The sequence below is a fragment of the Halomonas sp. TG39a genome (genome assembly GCF_000744395.1).
Taxonomy (GTDB): Bacteria; Pseudomonadota; Gammaproteobacteria; order Pseudomonadales; family Halomonadaceae; genus Vreelandella; species Vreelandella ventosae_B.
In genome coordinates, this window is the sequence record NZ_JQLV01000001.1 from 1,129,644 (window position 1) to 1,150,675 (window position 21,032).

At 51.9% G+C, this 21,032-nt stretch carries 17 protein-coding genes; 16 read left to right on the top strand and 1 reads right to left on the bottom strand.

Annotated elements, in window-relative coordinates; genetic code table 11:
• Positions 1 to 120 precede the first annotated feature (120 nt).
• From U738_RS04985 to U738_RS04995, 3 genes are all read left to right on the top strand, one after another.
• Positions 121 to 1,191, top strand: a complete 1,071-nt coding sequence (locus U738_RS04985; RefSeq protein ID WP_035577932.1) for a porin — start codon at positions 121 to 123, stop codon at positions 1,189 to 1,191.
• Positions 1,192 to 1,416: 225 nt separating this feature from the next.
• The gene (locus U738_RS04990) at positions 1,417 to 2,442 is read left to right on the top strand and encodes a porin (RefSeq protein WP_035577934.1); all 1,026 of its coding nucleotides are present in this window, start codon (positions 1,417 to 1,419) and stop codon (positions 2,440 to 2,442) included.
• A 516-nt stretch (positions 2,443 to 2,958) separates the two neighbouring features.
• Positions 2,959 to 4,290, top strand: coding sequence for an undecaprenyl-phosphate glucose phosphotransferase (locus U738_RS04995; protein ID WP_327050263.1), 1,332 nt, complete (start codon positions 2,959 to 2,961; stop codon positions 4,288 to 4,290).
• Positions 4,291 to 4,325: 35 nt separating this feature from the next.
• On the opposite strand, the gene U738_RS05000 is transcribed toward U738_RS04995, so the two are convergent.
• Positions 4,326 to 5,234, bottom strand: a complete 909-nt coding sequence (locus U738_RS05000; RefSeq protein WP_035577938.1) for a glycosyltransferase — start codon at positions 5,232 to 5,234, stop codon at positions 4,326 to 4,328.
• Between the two features lie 449 nt (positions 5,235 to 5,683).
• On the opposite strand from U738_RS05000, the gene U738_RS05005 reads away from it, so the two are divergent.
• From U738_RS05005 to U738_RS05065, 13 genes are all read left to right on the top strand, one after another.
• Positions 5,684 to 6,514: an ABC transporter permease gene (locus tag U738_RS05005; RefSeq protein WP_035577940.1), complete on the top strand. Its 831-nt coding sequence runs from the start codon at positions 5,684 to 5,686 to the stop codon at positions 6,512 to 6,514.
• Positions 6,504 to 7,877, top strand: a complete 1,374-nt coding sequence (locus U738_RS05010; protein WP_035577942.1) for an ABC transporter ATP-binding protein — start codon at positions 6,504 to 6,506, stop codon at positions 7,875 to 7,877. The genes U738_RS05005 and U738_RS05010 overlap by 11 nt, the downstream gene beginning before the upstream one ends.
• On the top strand, positions 7,874 to 11,473 hold the full coding sequence (locus U738_RS22615) for a class I SAM-dependent methyltransferase (protein ID WP_051912756.1): 3,600 nt from the start codon (positions 7,874 to 7,876) through the stop codon (positions 11,471 to 11,473). Before U738_RS05010 ends, U738_RS22615 begins: the two co-directional genes overlap by 4 nt.
• A complete protein-coding gene (locus U738_RS05020; protein ID WP_051912757.1) occupies positions 11,457 to 12,359 on the top strand; it encodes a glycosyltransferase family 2 protein in 903 nt (300 codons plus the stop codon). Before U738_RS22615 ends, U738_RS05020 begins: the two co-directional genes overlap by 17 nt.
• Before the next feature lie 90 nt (positions 12,360 to 12,449).
• Positions 12,450 to 13,583 (top strand): dTDP-glucose 4,6-dehydratase, encoded by a 1,134-nt coding sequence (gene rfbB, locus U738_RS05025; RefSeq protein WP_035577944.1) that lies wholly within the window; start codon positions 12,450 to 12,452, stop codon positions 13,581 to 13,583.
• Between the two features lie 44 nt (positions 13,584 to 13,627).
• Entirely contained in the window at positions 13,628 to 14,527 is a 900-nt protein-coding gene (gene rfbD / locus U738_RS05030) for a dTDP-4-dehydrorhamnose reductase (protein ID WP_035577946.1), read from the top strand.
• Between the two features lie 29 nt (positions 14,528 to 14,556).
• Entirely contained in the window at positions 14,557 to 15,441 is an 885-nt protein-coding gene (gene rfbA / locus U738_RS05035) for a glucose-1-phosphate thymidylyltransferase RfbA (RefSeq protein ID WP_035577947.1), read from the top strand.
• Positions 15,441 to 15,995, top strand: a complete 555-nt coding sequence (gene rfbC, locus U738_RS05040; RefSeq protein WP_035577950.1) for a dTDP-4-dehydrorhamnose 3,5-epimerase — start codon at positions 15,441 to 15,443, stop codon at positions 15,993 to 15,995. The genes rfbA and rfbC overlap by 1 nt, the downstream gene beginning before the upstream one ends.
• 344 nt (positions 15,996 to 16,339) lie before the next feature.
• Positions 16,340 to 16,747, top strand: coding sequence for a DVU3141 family protein (locus U738_RS05045; RefSeq protein WP_035577952.1), 408 nt, complete (start codon positions 16,340 to 16,342; stop codon positions 16,745 to 16,747).
• Entirely contained in the window at positions 16,747 to 18,486 is a 1,740-nt protein-coding gene (locus U738_RS05050) for a polysaccharide biosynthesis/export family protein (protein ID WP_035577953.1), read from the top strand. Before U738_RS05045 ends, U738_RS05050 begins: the two co-directional genes overlap by 1 nt.
• 167 nt (positions 18,487 to 18,653) lie before the next feature.
• Positions 18,654 to 19,469: an ABC transporter permease gene (locus U738_RS05055; RefSeq protein WP_051912758.1), complete on the top strand. Its 816-nt coding sequence runs from the start codon at positions 18,654 to 18,656 to the stop codon at positions 19,467 to 19,469.
• A 3-nt stretch (positions 19,470 to 19,472) separates the two neighbouring features.
• Positions 19,473 to 20,570, top strand: a complete 1,098-nt coding sequence (locus U738_RS05060; protein ID WP_035577955.1) for a chain-length determining protein — start codon at positions 19,473 to 19,475, stop codon at positions 20,568 to 20,570.
• Positions 20,571 to 20,626: 56 nt separating this feature from the next.
• Positions 20,627 to 20,977 (top strand): four helix bundle protein, encoded by a 351-nt coding sequence (locus tag U738_RS05065; RefSeq protein WP_152561125.1) that lies wholly within the window; start codon positions 20,627 to 20,629, stop codon positions 20,975 to 20,977.
• Positions 20,978 to 21,032: the final 55 nt, after the last annotated feature.

Sequence of the window (21,032 nt, forward strand, 5' to 3'; positions counted from 1 at the left end):
CATACCACTGGGAAAAACCAGTGGATGGCAAAAGAGCATGGCCCGCAAAAGCCAACTGCCAGCTTATTAAGAGCTGAGCAGCAACGATCGAAACAGTATACGAGTTAAGGAACTTACATCATGAAAAAAACACTTTTAGCGACTGCTATCGTTGGCGCCCTGGGTGCCTCTGCTGCAGCCCAAGCTGCAACCGTTTATGACCAAGACGGCACTCGGTTAGATGTTTATGGCCGTATCGCCATGGGTGTCGCTGGCGGTGGCCCCGAGTTCAATAACGCTGGTCAGAAAATCGATGACGGCGCTGAGTTTGTAGACGTTTATTCGCGTCTTGGTCTGCGTATGAGCCACGAAGTTTCTCGCGATCTGACTGCGTTCGGTCGTGTTGAGTGGCGTTTCGATGGTGACGAGCGTACCGGCCCCAGCGGTAACGGCAACACCGGCTTCAAAGAAGTCCGTCAGAGCTACATCGGTCTGCAAAGCGACCAGTTTGGTACTTTCCAAGCGGGTAACTTCGACAGCTTCTACAACCAGTTCGTTTCTTTGCCCTTTGATTGGGAAATCGATCGTGGTTTAGAATTCGCAGGTCACCCGAAGCAGTCACGTGGCGACTCTATCGGTTACTACACGCCTGACCTGAGTGGCTTCACTGCTTACCTGCAAGCGAAGCACTACAGCGAGCGCGGCCTGACTGAAGCTCAGCAATCTTCAGAAGGTGAAGTTGTTGCAGCTCAGGGTGGCGTACGTTATGCACAAGGCCCTGTGACTGTTGGTCTTGGCTTCGTTGATGACGTGCAGCGCGGCGGCGGTAACGGCGAAGTGCTGTACGGCCTGATCGGTTCTTACGATTTCACTGACCAGTTCTCTGCACGTCTGGGCTATGAAACTCGTGACAACAACGACAGCTACGCGCTTCGTGGTGCTAACGACGAAAATGGCTACGATAAAGTTGGTGTAGGTGGTACTTTCACCACTGGTCCTTGGGCATTCGCTGCTGACTATTACAACGTAGACCGCGAAGAGTTAGACGACAGTAACGCTTGGGTTCTAGGTACTTATTACAATGTATCCAGTAACTTCGACGTGTTCCTCGAGCTTAACGATGGCGACGCACCAACTGTTGATCGTGACGTTACCCTTGGTGACCTGACTGACGACGTATACTGGCTGACAGGCGCTCGTTACCACTTCTAAGCTTGGTTTAAACACCACGCTTAAAGGGTAACTGCCTAGCAGAACCAAATAGAACCGGCCTCTTAGAGGCCGGTTTTTTTGGGATTAATGATTGCGTTTTTATAGCTAATGTAAATAAGAATGATTTTTCTTTAATGATAACTTGATATTGTATAACATTAGTTCGCTGCACAGCGGAATAGCGTAAGCAGCCAATAAGATGAGCATATCAAGGGATCATTTCGAATGCAGAAGAAGCAGTTAGCAGTAGCGGTAGCCAGCCTGTTAAGCATCGCCTCGGTTCAAGCCGCAACGCTATATGATCAAGAGGGCTCTAAACTTGATGTTTACGGGCGTATCTCAATGGGTATCGCGGGCGGTGGCCCAGAGTTTGATCGTGCCGGCAATAAGGTCAATGATGGCGCGGAATTCGTTGATGTGTACTCCCGTCTAGGGTTTCGAATGAGCCAGGCTATTACATCCGACTTAAACGCCTTTGGGCGCTTAGAGTGGCGATTTACTGGCGATGAACGTAATACTGACCAGGGTTTTAATGAAATCCGTCAGAGCTATATCGGCTTGGCAAGTAAGCAGTACGGCACACTGCAAGCGGGTAACTTCGATAGTCTTTACTACCAATTTGTATCGGCACCCTTTGATGTCTACCTCGACCGCGGACTGCTTTTCAATTCAACCGGGCTACAGTCGCGCGGTGATTCGATTGGTTACTACACGCCTGAACTGAACGGCTTCACCTCTTTTCTCCAGGTTAAGCATTACAGTGAGCGCGGGTTAACGGCTGCTGAACAGAGCAGTGAAGGCGAAGTCGTTGCCGCCCAAGGCGGTGTTCGTTACCAGCAGGGGCCGTTTAAGATCGGTTTTGGCGCGGTGGAGAACGTGGTTCGAGGTGGTGGCAGCGGTAACGGCGAAATGCTTTATGGCCTTATCGGCGCATACTCTCTTACAGATCAACTCTCCATGCGCTTAGGTGCTGAAACCCAAGATAATAGCGATACCTACGGCGGTGGTTTTGAGACGGTTGGCCTGGGCGGCACCTACTCCACAGGGCCATGGTCATTTACTGCGGATTACTACAACGTAGACCCTGACGATAGTGAGGAGAGCAACGCCTGGGCAGCAGGGGCTTACTACAAAGTCTCCAGCGCATTCGATGTATTTGTAGAGCTAGCTGACGGTGATGCACCCAGCGTCCGTAAAGAGAGCACGGCAGGCAGGACGTATTGGCTTGCTGGGGCGCGCTATCATTTTTAAATAGTTCGTAAGAAACAAAATCTAAGCGCATTACCCTGCAAAGAAGCCCTCTTCATCAAGTAGAGGGCTTTTTTGCAGCCTTCTGTATGGGCTCGTCTACAATATGGGCTGGGTAATCCAGGTCGCTTAAGAAGCGGTACCTGTGCGAAGCGCATTGAAAGCAGTCTCCAGGATGAGGCGAGATGCTCGTTGTTCTGTTATGATTGCGTCAAAGGAAAGGCGGTGAGAGTATTGTTGTTGCTAGTAGGAACTTTGTGTTTTGATTAATTTAATTTTTATATTAACTGCTGTTGAATGATGTTTTTAATTATTAATTGTTGAATGCTTGGTCCAAAGCTAAAGATGAAATATGTAACATCATATAGAGGGTAGCAGTGAAGGGTATTAGTCAAATTGTAGTGAATATTGCCTGCTATCTTAACGCAAACATAATGCAATAATGAATTGCAAAAAATACTGTGACTCATGGATAGACGATCAATAGGAATTGTAGAACGCTATCCGGCTCAGCTTATAATGCCGGGAGTGGATATATTTGCTCTTGTAGTAGGAGGGCTGCTTGCACACTGTGTACGCTTTCAATCTCTCCAGCTACACGACAGGTATTGGCTTGCAATAGTGGTAATGTCTTTATTAGTCTTAATGATTAATACATTACACGGCGGTTATATACGCTGGCGTATCAGTAAAATATCAACCCTATTATTAAAGCTGAGTATGGTATGGTCGGCTGTTGCCATATTAGTAGCTTCACTCATCTTTTTTGCACATGCTGCCGGTAGCTACTCTCGTTTGTGGATCGGCTATACGCTGTTCTTTTCGTTTGTCATAGCGGCCGGATTAAGAGTAGCTGCACAGTTACTGCTTAAATATGCAAGAAAGCTGGGTAAGGCTAAGCGCCCGGTCTTCTTGGTAGGGCCCTCATTGCAAGTGATCCATGTGGGCAAGGGGATGCGCAATGCTCCCTTTGAAGGTTACTGCATCGCTGGTATCGAGCGTTTGCAAGAAAAACCGGATGACCTCTTCTATGAACGCTTGATCAGGCGTGTCATTGAGTCAGGTGCGCGAGAAGTGTGGATCTGTGTACCGCTGGAAATGGGTGGGCTGGTTCGTTCCATTTTCTACGAGCTCCGCTATCATACTGCAGAGGTTCGCTTCATTCCCGACTTTGAAGGTATGCAACTGCTCAACCACCGCATGAGCGAAGTGGCGGGCCACCTGGCGGTTGATCTCAGTGTTTCGCCATTGGACGGGGTGACACGCATCGTCAAGCGCATGGAAGATCTGGTGTTAGGGTCCATCATTAGCCTTTTGATATTACCAGTTTGCTTTGTTATTGCGGTCTGTATTAAAGCTACTTCGCCGGGCCCAGTATTGTTTAAACAGTATCGCACCGGGGCCAATGGAAAGTTTTTCAAGGTTTATAAGTTTCGTACTATGTACGTTCATCAGGAGCCAGAAGGTTGGGTCACACAAGCATGTCCTGGCGATGAAAGAATAACGCCTATTGGTGCTTTTCTGAGAAAAAGCTCCTTCGATGAACTGCCACAGTTTTATAATGTATTGCAGGGCCGCATGTCGATTGTTGGGCCAAGGCCGCATGCCTTGGCTCATAACGAATATTATAAAGACATTGTTGAGTCTTATATGAAGCGACACAAAGTAAAGCCGGGGATTACCGGCTGGGCGCAAGTGAACGGTCATAGAGGTGGCACAGATACTATTGAAAAGATGGAAAAACGCGTTGCCCATGACTTGTGGTATATCGATAGCTGGTCATTGGGGCTGGATTTAAAGATTATCTTCCTTACTATTGTTAAAGGCTTCTTTAATAAAAACGCCTATTGAGGATTAAACTGACTATGGCGAAAAAATCAGGCCGCTCAGTTCCAGAACCGAGCGTGCATTGAAAGCTTTTGCTTGAGGCGGTTAGGCAACTGCCTCTGATGGCGCCCAAGCCGGTAGCCCAAATACTTGGCAAAAGTGCGAAGCATAGCGCCGGGGAGCGCAATAGGGGCGTGTTTTAGCAGGTATTTCGCCTCAGAGCGAATAAAGCGTAAGCCTTCGCCTTCAGCGCTGCCCAACCACTCAATCAACCACGTCTCCTGCGCATGAAACGCCCCAATATCAAAGTAGCGCTTAAACTCTTCTCGAATCGAATAGTTATGGGAGTGGTGTACACAGGCGCTGGCGTTATAAGCCAGTTTCCAACCCTGTTTGAGCAGTCTGGCACCCGCCATCATGTCTTCGGAAAGGATCACATGGTCAGGAAAGCCTCCAGCTTCTATTAACGCTTGCCTGCGGTAGGCGGCAAAAGAGTTGGAGAGAAAGGCGGTTTTGATGCCCAGCCTGGGAATATCTGCCTGGCTGACCACCCGTGAAGCTGCAGGGTAGTTAAATAGCCGTGCATGAGCGGCAATAGGTGTGGCATCCAGGTGTGGCAGTTGCCTGCCGAAAGCAGCCCCAACCTCAGGGTCTTCAAATTCGGAGACTAGTCGGGTCAGCGCTTCGGAATCGGCCACCAGTGCATCCTGAGTGAGAAAAACCACGATGTCACAATCGCTCAAGTGATGCAGCGCACTTTGGCGAGTAGCACCATGATTAAAAGTCTCACGGCTGATTTCCAGCGTCTCAAAGCCCGCATTGCGCGCGGCTTCGGCAGTACCGTCGATAGAACAAGAATCCACCACCAATACGCGAAATCCATCTGCGGCCAGAGCGGTTCGTTTTAGCCACTCATGCCACAAGGCACCAGCATTCAATGTTGGTACACATAGGCCTACGCTATTCACTACGCTCTCTCATCATCTGTTGGGGGAACACGAGTCATTACAATAAATCCAAACAAAATAGCATATTTTTAACGAGTTACTGATATAGAGCTATAGATTGTAATAATTGTCATTTGCTTTTGTTGGTGGTGAAGCCCAAAAAGCTCCTAGCTTATCGTGCCTTTTAAGGAACCAAAGAGCCTCAGAATTCTCAAAAAACCTTCGCTGCTGTATAGTAGCCACCTGCCAGTACTGGCCAAGCCCTAAGATGTATTAATTTCACCAAGGACGGCGTATGAAAACCTATTTGCTCAATTGCCTTCTCGCAAAAAAGAAGCAGAAAGAAAACGCTAATATAGATGATTTTGCACAACAACTGATAAAAAGATATTAGTCATTACGTGTTGATCTTATTCTAGTCTTATATAAATGATGGCGAAAATTGCCTGAAAAGATAATCCGAGGAATTGATGAACCCCCATTCTGATCAACCAATATCATTCAAGTCGTTGCTAAAAAGTTTATGGCAGCATCGCGACCTTATTATAACGATGACTAAGCGCGATGTCGCTGGCCGTTATAGAGGGTCAGTGTTAGGACTGTTCTGGTCATTCCTAAATCCTGTTTTCATGCTGTTAGTGTATACCTTTGTTTTCTCGGTGGTGTTCAATGCCCGCTGGGGCGTAGGTGAAGATGAAACTAGCACTCAGTTTGCGGTTGTCCTGTTTGCAGGCTTGGTGGTGCATAGCTTTTTTGCAGAAGTGTTGAGTAAAGCACCTGGCTTGGTGCTGGGGAGCTCCAACTATGTCAAGAAAGTCGTGTTTCCTCTGGAAATACTGCCCGCCATTGCATTAGGTAGCGCCATTTTTCACACGGCTATTAGCCTTCTGGTACTGCAGTTCGCCTATATCGCATTTACTGGCATTCCGCCCTGGACCATTATCCTATCGCCTCTTGTCTTCTTCCCACTAGCTGTGTTGTCGTTAGGCGTGGCCTGGATGCTGGCCGCATTGGGGGTGTTCCTGCGTGATATCGGCCAGTTCATCGGCGTCATAATAACCGTACTCTTATTCCTGTCACCGATCTTCTTTCCTATCGATCGACTTCCAGAAGAGTATCAGATATTGATATTGCTGAACCCTTTAACCTTTATTATCGAGCAAGCAAGAGAAGTACTAATCTGGGGTCGTTTACCTGATTGGTTAGGGCTGGGAGTATATACGTTTTTTTCTACCGTTTTCGCTTGGTTAGGATATGCATGGTTTCAGAAAACCAGAAAGGGATTTGCTGATGTCCTCTAATGAAACGATAATTAAAGTAGATAATATTCATAAATATTATCAGGTTTATGATAAGCCTAATGATCGTTTGAAGCAGTTTGTTGTGCCACGTTTGAAAAAGCTGATGGGCGCAGGGCACACAAACTACTTTAAAGAATTCAAGGCGCTTCATGACGTTTCATTCGAGGTCAAAAAAGGTGAAACGGTCGGTATCATTGGTCGTAACGGTTCGGGTAAATCAACGCTGCTACAGATGATCTGCGGCACGCTGACACCCACCCAGGGCCAGATCGAGACCCGTGGACGGATTGCAGCGCTGCTGGAGCTTGGTTCCGGTTTTAACCCAGAGTTCACAGGGCGCGAAAACGTCTATATGAACGCTACTGTGCTGGGCCTGACCACTGAAGAAGTGAGCGATCGCTTCGACAGTATCGTGGAGTTTGCCGATATCGGCGACTTCATCGATCAGCCAATCAAAACATACTCAAGCGGCATGGCGGTTCGCCTAGCGTTCGCAGTAATTGCACACGTAGATGCCGACATCCTCGTCATCGATGAAGCATTATCGGTAGGTGATGCTTTTTTTGTGCAGAAATGCATGCGCTTTCTGCGCAAGTTCATGGAACACGGAACGGTCCTGTTTGTGAGTCACGACACAGGCGCCATTATCAACCTTTGTCAGCGAGTGGTATGGCTAGACAAGGGCGAAATCAAGATGATCGGAGAACCGAAAGACATATCCAAGGCGTATCTGGCTGCCATGTACATCTCGCAGCAGGATGGTACCGCGCCCATGACAGTCAATAAGGATGAAAAGAGCGACAGTTCCGATCAAGAAGAGACTATCGAAGACGTTCGAGACATGCGGTTGGATTTCCTTAACACGACCCAGTACCGCAACGACATCGAAATAGTGAAGTTTGATGAAAATTCGGAAGGCTTCGGCAGTGGTGGGGCCGTCATCGACTCGGCGCACCTGCTGGATGAAAACGATCAACGCCTGGCCTGGGTAGTGGGTGGTGAAAACGTCACGGTAAGAATTGAATGCACCGCCAAGGCTTACCTCACCAGCCCAATTGTCGGCTTCCTTGTCAAAGACAGGCTGGGTCAGCACCTGTTCGGTGACAACACCTACCTCACCTATGTAGAAGAGCCGATTCATATTGCTGAAGGCGAAACCTTCGTGGCCAATTTCCAATTCAGGATGCCCGTTTTACCGATGGGGGATTACTCAATGACGGTAGCGATTGCTGAAGGCAGCCAGCAAGGGCATGTCCAGCACCACTGGATGCACGACGCCATCGTATTGAAGTCGCATAGCAGCAGTGTCAGTACTGGGCTAGTAGGCATACCTATGAAAAAGATTGAGATGACCAGCTTATGAATATTTATCAGCAGATGTTGAAGTCTTCGTTTGTTTCGAAAGAACCCTCGAAGTTTCCCAGTGCATGGCTTGGTCACATTCCCTTTGGTGCGTGGTTGGTTGAAACCTTGAAGCCAGACTGTCTGGTAGAACTGGGCACGCACTACGGGCACTCCTACTTCTCCTTTTGTGAAAGCATCGACAAAAACAAACTGCCTACCCGTTGCTATGCGGTAGACACCTGGGAAGGGGATGAGCACGCAGGTTTGTACTCTGAACACGTGTTTGATGTGGTCAGCAAGCATCACGATGAGCACTATAAAGATTTCTCTAAACTGCTGAGAATGACCTTTGATGAAGCAGTAGAGAACTTTGCTGATGGTGATGTCGATTTTCTACACATAGATGGTCTTCACAGCTACGAAGCGGTTAAACACGATTTTGAAACGTGGCTGCCGAAGCTCTCCGAAAGAGGCGTTGTACTGTTTCACGATACCAACGTACGCGAGCGCGACTTTGGCGTTTGGAAGCTGTGGAGCGAGTTAAAAGAGCACTACCCGCACATCATTTTTGAGCACTCGTTTGGCCTGGGCGTGCTGTTTGTCGGTAAAGAGCAGCCAGAAGAAGTGCTGGAACTGGTCAACGAGTGGTCGCAGCCCGAAGGGCACGCGCTCATACGTAAGTATTTTTCCAAGCTTGGTGAGGTAATTGAGCGGCAGTGGGACATTACCCAGCTGCACGAAGCGGTTGCCAATGCCAATCAGGAAATAGCTAAACGAGACGATCTAGTTAAAGCGCTGAATCATGACATTGAAGAGCGCGATAGTGTTCTTAAAGATACGCAAATTCAGTTAGACAATAGGAATGCAGAGTTCGAGCAGCTCAATGCTACCATCGGCGAGCGTGACACATCGCTGCTGGAGCGTGGCGAGCAGCTGGCTGAAAAAGAGCGTCAGCTTGCAGAAATACTTAATTCCAGAAGCTGGAAGGTGACCAAGCCACTGCGTGACGGCAAGGTATTCGTCAACCAATGCCGCCGGGCGATAGGCTTGATCAAGCCTGCGGTGCAGCGCGGCGGTGGTATGAAAAACACGGCGCGCAAAGCCATTGCGATCTATCGTCGTGAAGGCTTTGCGGGAGTGAAAAGAGGGTTTCGCCTGGTCGAGTCCTCCACCAGCGTTACCATGCCGCACGTGACCGACCCCGTCTATCTGGCATCACTTACCCATCAGGCGCCGGAATACCTGGCACCGCGAGTACTGATTGTCGCTGAATTCAGCATTCCCCAGTGCAAAAAATACCGAGTCACTCAAAAGCAGAAAATGTTCGAGCATTTGGGCGTAGAGTGTACGGCGATTGACTGGAACGAGTCTGAAAAAGCGATCAAGGCCTTGCAGACGCACTCCATGGTCATTTTTTACCGTGTTCCAGGGTTCCCGAATGTAATAAGCATCATCGAAGAAGCCAAGCGCCTCAATGTGCCCACTTATTGGGAAGTCGATGACCTGATTTTCAACCGAGAAGTGCTACTCAACAGCAAAACGCTGGCGGGGCTCTCCAAAGATGATTTCCAGGGGCTACTGACAGGTGCCGAGCTTTACCTTAAAGCCATGCTCAGCTGTGATAACGGCATCGCTTCCACCACCGGGCTAGCAAAAGCCATGCAAGAGTCGGGCATGAACAGTGTTCAGGTGGTCGAAAATGCGTTGGATGCACAAACCATGGTCGTGGCCGAAAAGGTAAACGAAAAGCGCAAGACGGCTATCAAGGATGACGTTGTACGAATCGTGTACGGCTCTGGCACCAATACCCACAACGTCGACTTCCAGGAAGCGGTGCCAGCGCTGCTGGAAATACTGGCAACGCACAGCAACGTACACTTCCGCCTCATTGGCTTGCTGGATCTACCTGTGGAGTTCGATCAGTTTGAGTCCCGCATTGAACGCATCCCGGTCTGCTCCTACGAAGAGTACCTAGAGAGTCTCGCCGAGTGTGATATTAGCATTGCGCCCTTGGAGCACTATGTATTCAACGACTCCAAGAGCAATATCAAGTTTCTGGAAGCGTCCGCAGTACAGGTGCCCTCTATCTGCTCGCCACGGGCTGCCTTTACCAGCGCTATCACCAATGGCGTGGAAGGCTTTCTCTGCGAAACAGACCAGGAGTGGAAAGAAGCTTTCACTCAACTGGTAACTGATGCAGCGCTACGCGAACAAATGGCTGCAAACGCCTATGCCTCTGTAATGCAGGCTTACTCCCCGGAAAACATTGCCACCCAGCAACTTCAACCCCTGCTCAGCGACTTTGCCCGACACGAAGCAAGCGCAGCGCAGCCCCGTAAGTGCAAGGTATTAGCGGTCAATTGCTACTACAAGCCTCGCGCCTTTGGTGGTGCCACCGTGGTAGCGGCAGAGATGAACACGCGGTTGAATCAGCGTGACGATTTTGACATGCACATGTTCACAGCAGTGCCGACCAGCGTGGCAGAAGCCTATCAAATCAGGCGCTACGAAGCAGATGGTATCAACGTCTATGGCATGGGCCTGCCTGATGGGCTGGATGACAAGTCACAGTTCGATAATCCCCATGTCGTGCAGGCGCTGAGCGATGTGCTGAGTGTCGTCCAGCCAGATATTGTGCACCTGCACAGTATCCAGGGCATCGGCCTGCCAATAGTCGACCTGTGCAAGGAACGGAACATCAAGTACGTCATCACGCTACACGATGCATGGTGGCTGTGTGGTCGCCAGTTCATGATTGATCGGCGCGGCAAGTTCTGTGGCCAATACGTGATTGATCGGGACATATGCGCTTCCTGTGTGGACAACGCCAGCCTCAATAATGAGCGTTTGGACAAAATGGACGCCGCGCTCAGCGGAGCCTCTGCGTTGCTGGCACCCAGCCGCTTTTTTGCCGACTTCTTTATCGCCAACGGCTATTCAGAGAAAAAGGTACTGGTTAACAAGAACGGTATCCGTAAGCCAGGCAACACACCCAAAATTGCTCATGATGGGCCTGTTCGCTTCGGCTACGTGGGGGGCAATACTGAAATCAAGGGCGTGCATCTCGTCAAGAAGGTGTTCACCGAGCTCGATAGTGCCAATGCTGAGCTCGTTATTGTCGATAATGCCCGCAATCTTGGGTTCTCGACCTACGACCCCAGTACCTTCAAGAACATGCAAAGAGTAGAAATCGTGCCCGCCTATACGCAGGAGACGATCGATAGCTTCTTCGCCAGTATTGATGTGCTGCTGTTCCCGACCCAGTGGAAAGAGAGCTTCGGCCTGACCATTCGGGAGGCGCTAGCCAGAAACGTCTGGGTCATCACGACCGACGCAGGTGGTGTCGTCGAAGACATCATTCCAGGTGAGAACGGTATTATTATCCCATTTAGCGATAAAGGTGAGCGCCTGAAAGAGGCGGTTCTGGAATCCATCCGAGTGTTTAAAAACTATCGCCCAGGGGATGAAATCAAACTGGAAAACAGCCAGCTAACCTACTTTGAAGATCAGGCGGAAGAGCTGGCGGAGATACTGGTTGGCGTAGATGCCGGTCGTTACTCCACAAGCGATAGCATCATTGAAACCAGTGAGTACCGGCATGCCAATCGATCCTAATGTGGCAACACCGCGTACCACGGCCGTTATTGTCACCTACCACCCGGCACTGGACGTGCTGGGTGAGCTGGTGGATCGGCTAGCCAGCCAAGTAGAAACGGTGCTGATAGTGGACAACGGCTCAGATGAAGACCTGCCTAGTTGGAGTATCGGGCGGCCACAATCTGCCGACCACATCATTGCCTTGGAGGAAAACCGCGGCATAGCCGCGGCGCAGAACGTAGGCATTGCATGGGCCAAGCAGCAGGGCGCTAGCCACGTGCTGTTAATGGATCAAGACAGTCTGCCCGCGCCCAATATGCTTGAAAAGCTGCATGCCGCGCTAGCCAGTCAACCGGTAGCTGCTTCTGTCGGACCTCGCTACGTAGATACTCGTCAGAAAAACCCGCCCCCGTTTCTGCAAATTCGCAACTGGCGGTTATGCAGGCATAGTTGCGAGAGCGACAGTGCCGTGTTGCCAGTCGATTATCTGATCGCCTCTGGATGCCTGATCCCTATGTCGGTGCTGGAAAAAGTAGGTGGCATGCGCGACGACTTATTCATTGATTATGTCGACATAGAATGGGGGCTGCGAGCAGGCCATCACGGGTTTCAAAGCTATGGTGTATGCGGAGCGCACATGGAGCACAGCCTGGGCGAAACGCCCATCGAGTTTCGTGGTCGGAAAATACCGTTGCACAGCCCATTGCGTCACTATTATCACTTCAGAAATGCCGTGCTGCTCTACCGTACCGGATGGGTGCCGCTGCAGTGGAAATGTGTCGATGCATGGCGGTTACTGTTGAAATATGGTTTTTACACTTTATATGCTAAACCTCGTCGACAACATTTTATGAAAATGACCCAAGGGTTATTCCACGGCATCTTCGGCAGGGCAGGTAAGTAGTGTTCAGTGTTTTTGCATGTGCGCCATGTGAAAACGATGAGATTAATCAGGGATCGATCAAAGAGTGATCCGTAATAGTGGTGATTTAGTATGAATATTCTAGTAACAGGTGGAGCAGGGTTTATCGGTTCAGCGGTGATCCGATACCTGATCGAGCAGACCGAACACGCCGTGGTGAATGTGGATGCCTTGACCTACGCAGGCAATCTTGAGTCGCTAAGCTCGGTAGACAGCAGCGCCCGCTACACCTTTGAGCAGGCCGATATCGGTGATGCGGCAAGCATGGCTAATATTCTTAATCGCCATCAGCCGGATGCGGTGATGCACTTGGCGGCAGAGTCCCATGTCGACCGCTCGATTGACGGCCCAGCTGCGTTTATCCAGACAAATATCGTCGGCACCTACACGCTGCTGGAAGCCGTGCGTCACTACTGGAAAGGCCTGCAAGCAAGCGCCCCTGAAAAAGCCAGCGCGTTCCGCTTTCATCATATCTCCACCGATGAAGTGTATGGCGACCTGGAAGGCCCGGAAGACCTGTTTACCGAACAAACCCCCTACGCCCCCAGCTCGCCTTACTCCGCCAGCAAGGCAAGTTCCGACCACTTGGTGCGTGCATGGCACCGCACTTATGGCCTGCCGATCCTCGTCACCAACTGCTCCAACAACTACGGGCCTTACCACTTCCCCGAAAAGCTCATACCGTTGATGATTTTGAATGCCTTGGCGGGCAAGCCACTACCCGTTTACGGCAATGGCCAGCAAGTACGCGATTGGCTATATGTAGAAGACCACGCCCGCGCGCTGGTCAAAGTCGTCACGGAAGGCGTCGTCGGTGAAACCTATAACATCGGTGGGCATAACGAGCAGACGAACCTCCACGTAGTTGAGACCATCTGTGAGATTCTGGATGAATTGATGTTAAGTGAGGAGAGAGGAGTAAGGAGTGAGGAGAACCCCTCACAAGCACAGCGCTCGCGCCTCACACCTCACCACTCACCACTCACATCTTACAAAGACCTAATCACTTTCGTGCAAGACCGTCCAGGCCATGACCTACGCTATGCCATTGATGCAAGTAAAATTGAGCGTGAGCTAGGCTGGAAACCAGAAGAAACCTTCGAAACCGGGCTACGCAAAACCGTAGAGTGGTACCTGGCTAATGAAGCCTGGTGGAAGCGCGTACAAGACGGCAGCTACCAGGGCCAACGCTTGGGCAGCTTGTAAGAGGCACGGCACAACCTTCCGGCGTGAACTCAAAAGGATTTACCATGAACATTTTCATTACCGGCGGTAACGGACAGGTGGGCTCTGAACTGCGTCGTCAATTGGCAACGCTGGGAGAAATTCTAGCGCCCAATCGCGCAGCGCTGGATCTTTCCGATGCCGCCGCCGTCGATGCATTTCTGGCCGAACACCAGCCAGACCTGATCGTCAACGCGGCAGCTTACACGGCGGTGGACAACGCCGAAACCGACCAGGCAATGGCAACGCGCCTAAACGCCGAACTGCCAGCGCAACTGGCGGAGTACTGCCAGCAGCGCGCCTGTTGGTTGATCCACTACTCCTCGGATTACGTTTACAACGGCGAAGGCACCGCCCCCTGGCAGGAAGGCGATGCCACCGGGCCATGCAACGCCTATGGCGCCACCAAGCTGGCCGGTGACGAAGCCGTCGCCAACAGCGGCTGCCAGCACCTGATTTTCCGCACCAGCTGGGTCTACAGCGCCTTCGGCAAAAGCTTTCTGGCCACCATGCTGCGGCTAGGGGCCGAAAGAACAGCATTAAGCATTGTCAGTGACCAGATGGGGGCGCCCACACCTGCACGCCTGATTGCACTCGTCACCCAGCAGGCGTTAGCTAAGCTGCGTAACCCCAAAGCCAGCAAAGAACTGAAAAGCGGCGTGTATCATCTCGCCCCCAAAGGCGAAACCAGCTGGCACGGCTTTGCCTGCGAGATATTCCAGGTAGCAAAACAGGCTGGATTACCGGTGGCGATTAGCCCGGAAGGTGTAACGGCAATACCCACCGTTGATTACCCAACCCCGGCGGCGCGCCCGCTGAATTCTCGGCTGGAAGTCGATAAGATAGAGGTAGCACTGGGAATCCAGTTGCCCAGTTGGCAAAGCCAGTTGGCGCTTACCGTGGAAGAAATAGCAAGCTCGCGTTAGTGGCGGGCAACGAGCAAGGAGCAATAACGATGCAACGTAAAGGCATAATTCTAGCGGGGGGCAGCGGAACCCGCCTGCACCCCATCACGCGCGGTGTTTCAAAACAACTGCTGCCAATCTACGACAAGCCGATGATCTATTATCCCATCTCGGTACTCATGCTGGCAGGCATCCGCGAAATCCTGATCATCTCCACGCCGGAAGACCTGCCCCAATACGAAAACCTGCTGGGCAATGGCGACTCCTTCGGCGTGCGTTTAGAGTATGCCGTGCAGCCAAGCCCGGACGGCCTGGCCCAGGCGTTCATCATTGGTGAAGAGTTCATCGGCGATGCGCCGGTGTGCCTGGTGCTGGGCGACAACATCTTCCACGGCCAGCACTTCTCCGAGCAGCTAAAACGCGCCTCTGACCAGGCAAGCGGCGCCACGGTATTTGGTTACCTGGTCAAGGATCCCGAGCGCTTTGGTGTGGTGGAGTTCGACGAAAGCGGCACCGCCGTTTCCATCGAAGAGAAGCCCGACAAGCCCAAATCGCCCTATGCGGTAACCGGCCTCTACTTCTACGACAACGATGTGGTGGAAATCGCCCGCCAGGTGAAGCCATCCGAGCGCGGCGAGCTGGAAATCACCAGCATCAACAACGCCTATCTGGAGCGCGGTGACCTGCGCGTCGAGCGCCTGGGCCGTGGCTTCGCATGGCTGGATACCGGCACCCACGACAGCCTGCTGGAAGCCAGCCAGTATGTGCAAACCATCGAACACCGCCAGGGCCTTAAAGTCGCCTGCCTGGAAGAGATTGCCTGGCAGCAGGGCTGGCTAACCGATGAAGCACTGCGTGAAAGTGCCACTGCGCTGGCTAAGACCGGCTACGGCCAGTACCTATTACACCGTCTAGATGCAGAAGGAGCCCACTGATGCACGTTGAAAAAACAGCCCTGCCCGAGGTGGTGATCCTGACCCCCAAGGTGTTCGGCGACGAACGCGGCTTCTTTATGGAAAGCTTCAACCAGCAGGCGTTTGAAGACGCCACCGGCTGCAAGCGACAGTTCGTGCAAGATAACCATTCACGTTCACGCCAGGGCGTTTTGCGTGGCATTCACTACCAGTTGGAACAGCCCCAGGGCAAGTTGGTGCGAGTAGTGCATGGCAGCGTTTGGGATGTGGCCGTGGATTTGCGCCGTGATTCGGCACAGTTTGGTCAGTGGGTGGGCATCGAGCTTTCCGCCGAGAACAATCGCCAACTGTGGGTTCCAGAAGGCTTTGGGCACGCTTTTGTGGTGATGTCAGAAACAGCAGACTTTCTCTACAAGACCACAGACTTCTACCATCCTGAATCCGAACGCTGCATCCGCTTTGACGACCCGGCGCTAGGTATCGAGTGGCCCGAGCTGCCGGTACCGTTTGCGCTTTCGGAAAAGGATCAGGCGGGTAGCACGCTCAAATCAGCAGAAGTATACAGCCCGTTATAGCCGCCAACGCTCACCAGCGGAAAAGCGCGTTATGCCTACGCCACACTGGCTTGCCGGTGTGGCGTTTTTGCATCGTTGGTGGTCGCCGCCGCTAAGCCGATGAAAGATAACCCATTCATTGCGTAAGTAAAGTTAGCAAGTTGTACAAGAGTTGTCGATGTAGAGGCGAGGACGGTATTCCCCTACAATGGCGAGCTGGTGCGAAATATCTAGTTTGATATCTACTTCTGTAAACCACTAAGAGTGTAGCGCACCACCACATTCACCCGCGCAGAAAAGTAGGGCAAGGGAATACGCCCGTTACGATCCCTGGGCGGTAGCGTGCCTTTAATTTGGAATTAACTATGCCATTACCCTCACGTTCATTGGTGTCGCCAGCTCGCATGCTGCTGGCGGCGCTTAGTTTAGTCATGGTCAGCGGTTGCGCCTCATACCCCTCTGGCTCTAGCCAGCAAGAAGCACAATATGTGCTCAACAATGACCCCGCCACGTTGCTGCAAGATGAAAGCCTCAACGATTTTCTTACCAAAGCCCCCGCCGGTGCCATCATGAATGTAACCAGCAGCCCATGGGGCGACAACGTTGAAGTTGTGGCCGATGCCGCTTACCTGGCCGCCAGCGGGCGGGAATGCCGCAAGTTGCGCGTAGTTGAAGCAGGCACTAACGCCGCGGGGGCCGCCCTGGTATGCAAAACACCGAACGGCTGGGTCAACCAACGCGTTGTGGCGCAAACAACACAGGGGAGCAACTGATGAACGTTTTAAAATTGCTTGACCGCGCGTCGTTCAAACGCAGCATAGTTGTGGTTTCCCTTGCCCTGGTTAGCACCTTCACCGTCAGCACTACCATGGCGCAGTCCCTGAGCCTTTCCGACAGTATGTTGCCGGAACAAAATGGCCAGCAGGGCGCAGGTGCTCAGCAGCAGGAGCAGGTTAACGACACCCCCCGTGCAGACTGGCGCAGCGGCACCTATGGCCCGGTATCAGAACCCCCGCAAGACCCGGATGCGCTGCCACCGTTTGGCGCCAACCTATTTACCGGTGGCTTTCGGGGCGCCATGGGCGATGGCCTAAACCCTGATTACCGCATCAAGCCCGGTGACCAAGTCACCGTACGCGCCTGGGGCGCGTTTGAGTTTGACCGCGTGCTGCCAGTAGATGCCCAAGGCAATATCTTTATTCCCGGCTCTGGCCCGCTAAATGTAGAAGGGCAGAGCAGCCAGGAGGTGGATGGCAGCGTGCGCAGCGCGATTACTTCCGTTTACCCGGATAACGTCGAGGTCTACACCAACCTGCAAGGCGTACAGCCGGTCGCTGTTTATGTCACCGGCTATGTAGAAAACCCTGGCCGCTATGCCGGTACACCTAACGACTCGCTGCTCTACTTTCTGGATCAAGCGGGCGGCATTGACCAAGACCTGGGCAGCTATCGCCAAGTGCGCGTGGTGCGCAACGACACCACAGTAGCCACGGTCGACCTTTACGACTTCCTGCTCAATGGCAGCATTGCCCGCCCGCAATTCCAGGATGGCGACACCATCGTGGTCGAAGAGCGCGGCCCCGCCATTGCAGTCGGCGGCGATGTGCATCGTGAACACCGTTACGAGCTAGTTGGCAATCAGCTTAGCGGCGCCGAGCTGGTAAATTTGGCGCGGCTGAAAAGCGGAGTTTCCCACGTACTGCTGCGTGGCGACCGTGAAGACGGCCCCATTGCCCAGTACTTCCCCATCGACATGTTCGCAGGCCAAACGATTCGCAGCGGTGACGAAGTGCTGTTCAGCTCCGACCAGCGCAGCGAAACCATCGTGGTTGAGGTAGAAGGCAGCTACTACGGCCCCTCGCGCTATGCGCTACCCCGGGATGCCCGCCTGAGCGAACTGCTAGATGCCATCGCCGTGCCGGAAAACATGACCGCAGTAGAGAGCATCTCAATCAAGCGGGAAAGTGTAAAAGAGCAGCAAGCGCAGTCGCTAGAAGACAGCCTGCGCCGCTTGGAAACCACCTACCTCGGCGCGCCTTCCAATACCAACGAAGAAGCCCAGATTCGAGTTCAAGAAGCAGAGTTGATTCAAGACTTCATCTCCCGCGCTAGCGAGCTAGAACCCAGCGGCCGCTTGGTAGTGGCCTACGATGGCCGAATTTCCGATATCCGCCTGCAGGATGGCGATGTGGTCACCATTCCTGAGGTCAGTGACTCCATGCTGATCAGTGGCGAAGTGCTGGTGCCCCAAGCCGCCGTTTACCGCCCCGGCATGAGCGTGATCGACTACATCGAAGGCGCCGGTGGCTTCACCGAGCGCGCAGATGACGACCACATTCTGGTGGTACGCCAGAACGGTGCGGTTGAAAACGCCCGCAACGTAAACCTGCGCCCCGGCGACGAGATATTGGTCATGCCCGCCGCACCCACGCACAACCTGCAGCTAGCCTCCACCATCACGCAGATCCTCTATCAGGTAGCCGTTGCTACCCGTGTAGCGGTCGATCTGTAATAGGAGAAGGGTGAGGAGTGAAGGGTAAGGAGTGAAGGGTGAAGAGTAAGGAGTGAGGGGTAAAGAAAGTCCCTCTCACACCTCACCCCTCACAATTTACACCTCACAATTTACACCTCACCCCTCACAATCAACACCCCACACCTCACACATGCAAAAGTAACGCTATGGATAACATAAACGCTCAGCCCCAGCCTCGGAGCGCCCGCACGCCGTGGCAGGTAACTCGCAGCGTGTGGTATGCCATGTTTATGCGCGAAGCAATTTCGCGAACCATGGCGGACCGCATGGGATGGTTCTGGATGGTATTTGAACCAGCCGCATTAGTAGCAATAATGGCGGCCATACGTAGTTTTATCAGTGGCGATCAGCTGATCTCTAATGCCCCATTTATCCCTTGGATGATTACTGGGATGCTCGGCTTTTTCTTAGCACGGGATGGCATGCTACGAGGCATGGGTGCTATTGAGGGTAACAGTTCATTGTTTGCTTATCGCCAAGTGCAACCTATCGATCCCGTATTTGTCCGCGTGTTTTTAGAAGGAATGCTCCGCACCTTTGTTTTTCTGCTTTTTATCCTTGGCGGTATAATGCTTGGTCTAGACATTTACCCCGATAATGCGATTCGTGCAATGTGGGGTTGGCTCTCATTGTGGATGTTGGGGCTAGGGCTAGGGTTGTTTACTTCAGTAGCCAGTACGCTGGTGCCTGAGGTTGGAAAGATAATTCGTATGCTTTCACTCCCACTCTTGATACTCTCCGGCGTTATTTTCCCGCTGAATCAATTGCCCCATGGGTTGCTCAAGTACCTAATGCTTAATCCTGTACCCCATGCGTTAGAGTCGCTGAGGTTGGGTTTTTTTGAAAATTATCAAATTATTCACGGTACCAGCATGACCTACTTTTGGATGGTTACACTCTCAGTTACTGCCCTTGGGCTTTTAATGCACCTGCGCTTTTCTGATCGTTTAAAGGCTAAATAATCCATGCAACGTTCGTTACGTCGTTTTGTAAAAAAATCGCCACACTGGGCCGTGGCGATACTTGCCATACTCTTAGTTTCTTTTTATTGGTTTGTTTGGGCTCAGGATCGTTATGTATCACGGGCCACGGTGGTGCTGGAAAGCCCGCAAGTAGCTACCCCTGAAATTAGCTTATCCTCAATCATGGGAGGGAGCGGCGGCAATACTCAAGATCTGCTGCTATTACGTGAACACTTACTGTCCGTGGATATGCTGCGTCGCCTAGATGAAGAACTAAATATCCGCGACCACTACACCGAACACGGCGATATTTTTGCCAGACTACGTAACCACGATGCACCGATTGAAGACCTGCACAAATATTATCTGCGCCGGGTAACGGTAGAATTAGATGAGTACGCAGGGGTGCTGAATGTTCAAGTAGAGGGGTATACCCCTGAGTTTGCGCACCAGATGACCACGCTGCTATTGGAAGCGGGCGAAGCGCATATGAATGAAATGGGGCACCGTTTAGCCGAAGAGCAGGTTAAGTTTTTAGAGCAGCAAATGGTGCGCCTGGATGAACGTTTCTCTGAAACACGCGAAGCGTTGCTGGAGTACCAAAATGAGTACGGGCTGGTATCGCCCACAGATACCGTTGCAAACATTAATCAGGTTGTCGCAACACTTGAAGCAGATTTAGCTCGGCTCCAAGCCCAACGTACGGCGCTCTCTAGCTACCAAAGCGCGCAATCGTCAGAACTACGCCAGGTAGAGCGCAATATCAGCGCACTGCGCGACCAAATTGTTGAGCAGCGGGACCGTATCGCTCAGGCATCCGGGGATTCACTCAACAGCGTTTCAGCGCAATACGAAACGTTAGAACTGCAAGCGCAGTTCGCCCAGGAAACCTACTCCAGCGCACTCGCCGCATTAGAGAACACCCGCCTGGAAGCTGCACGCCAGCTCAAGCAAGTAAGCGTACTGCAAAGCCCGCTAATGCCGGAATACCCCACAAAACCCGACCGGCTCTACAACAGCAGCGTATTCGCCATCATCACCATTTTCCTAGCCTTCATCCTCAGCATGCTGATCATGATCATTAAGGATCACAGAGACTAAGTGAGGCGTGAAGTGTGAGTCGTGAATGGTGAAGTGTGAGTGGTAAGGGGATGGGAATGAGGAAGCATCAGGAGCTGAGAGTTTGGCAGCAGGCGATGGATCTGGTCGAACACATCTATCAAATTACGTCGCTATTTCCTGATGACGAAAGATTTGGTCTCACAAGTCAGATGAGGCGAGCTGCCGTATCAATTCCAAGCAACATTTCAGAAGGTGCAGCAAGAGGAAGTGATAAAGACTTTATTCGTTTTTTGTTTATCGCACGTGGCTCGTTGAGTGAAATAGAAACCCAGGTGCTGATTGCCCAGCGCCTTGGTTACATCCGGGATGTGACAACTGCCATTGAATTAATTCACCAAGTATCTGGTTTACTCGGTGGGTTAATTCGCCATTTACAAAATCGATAATTCCTCACGACTCACGACTCACGACTCACGACTCACGACTCACGACTCACGACTC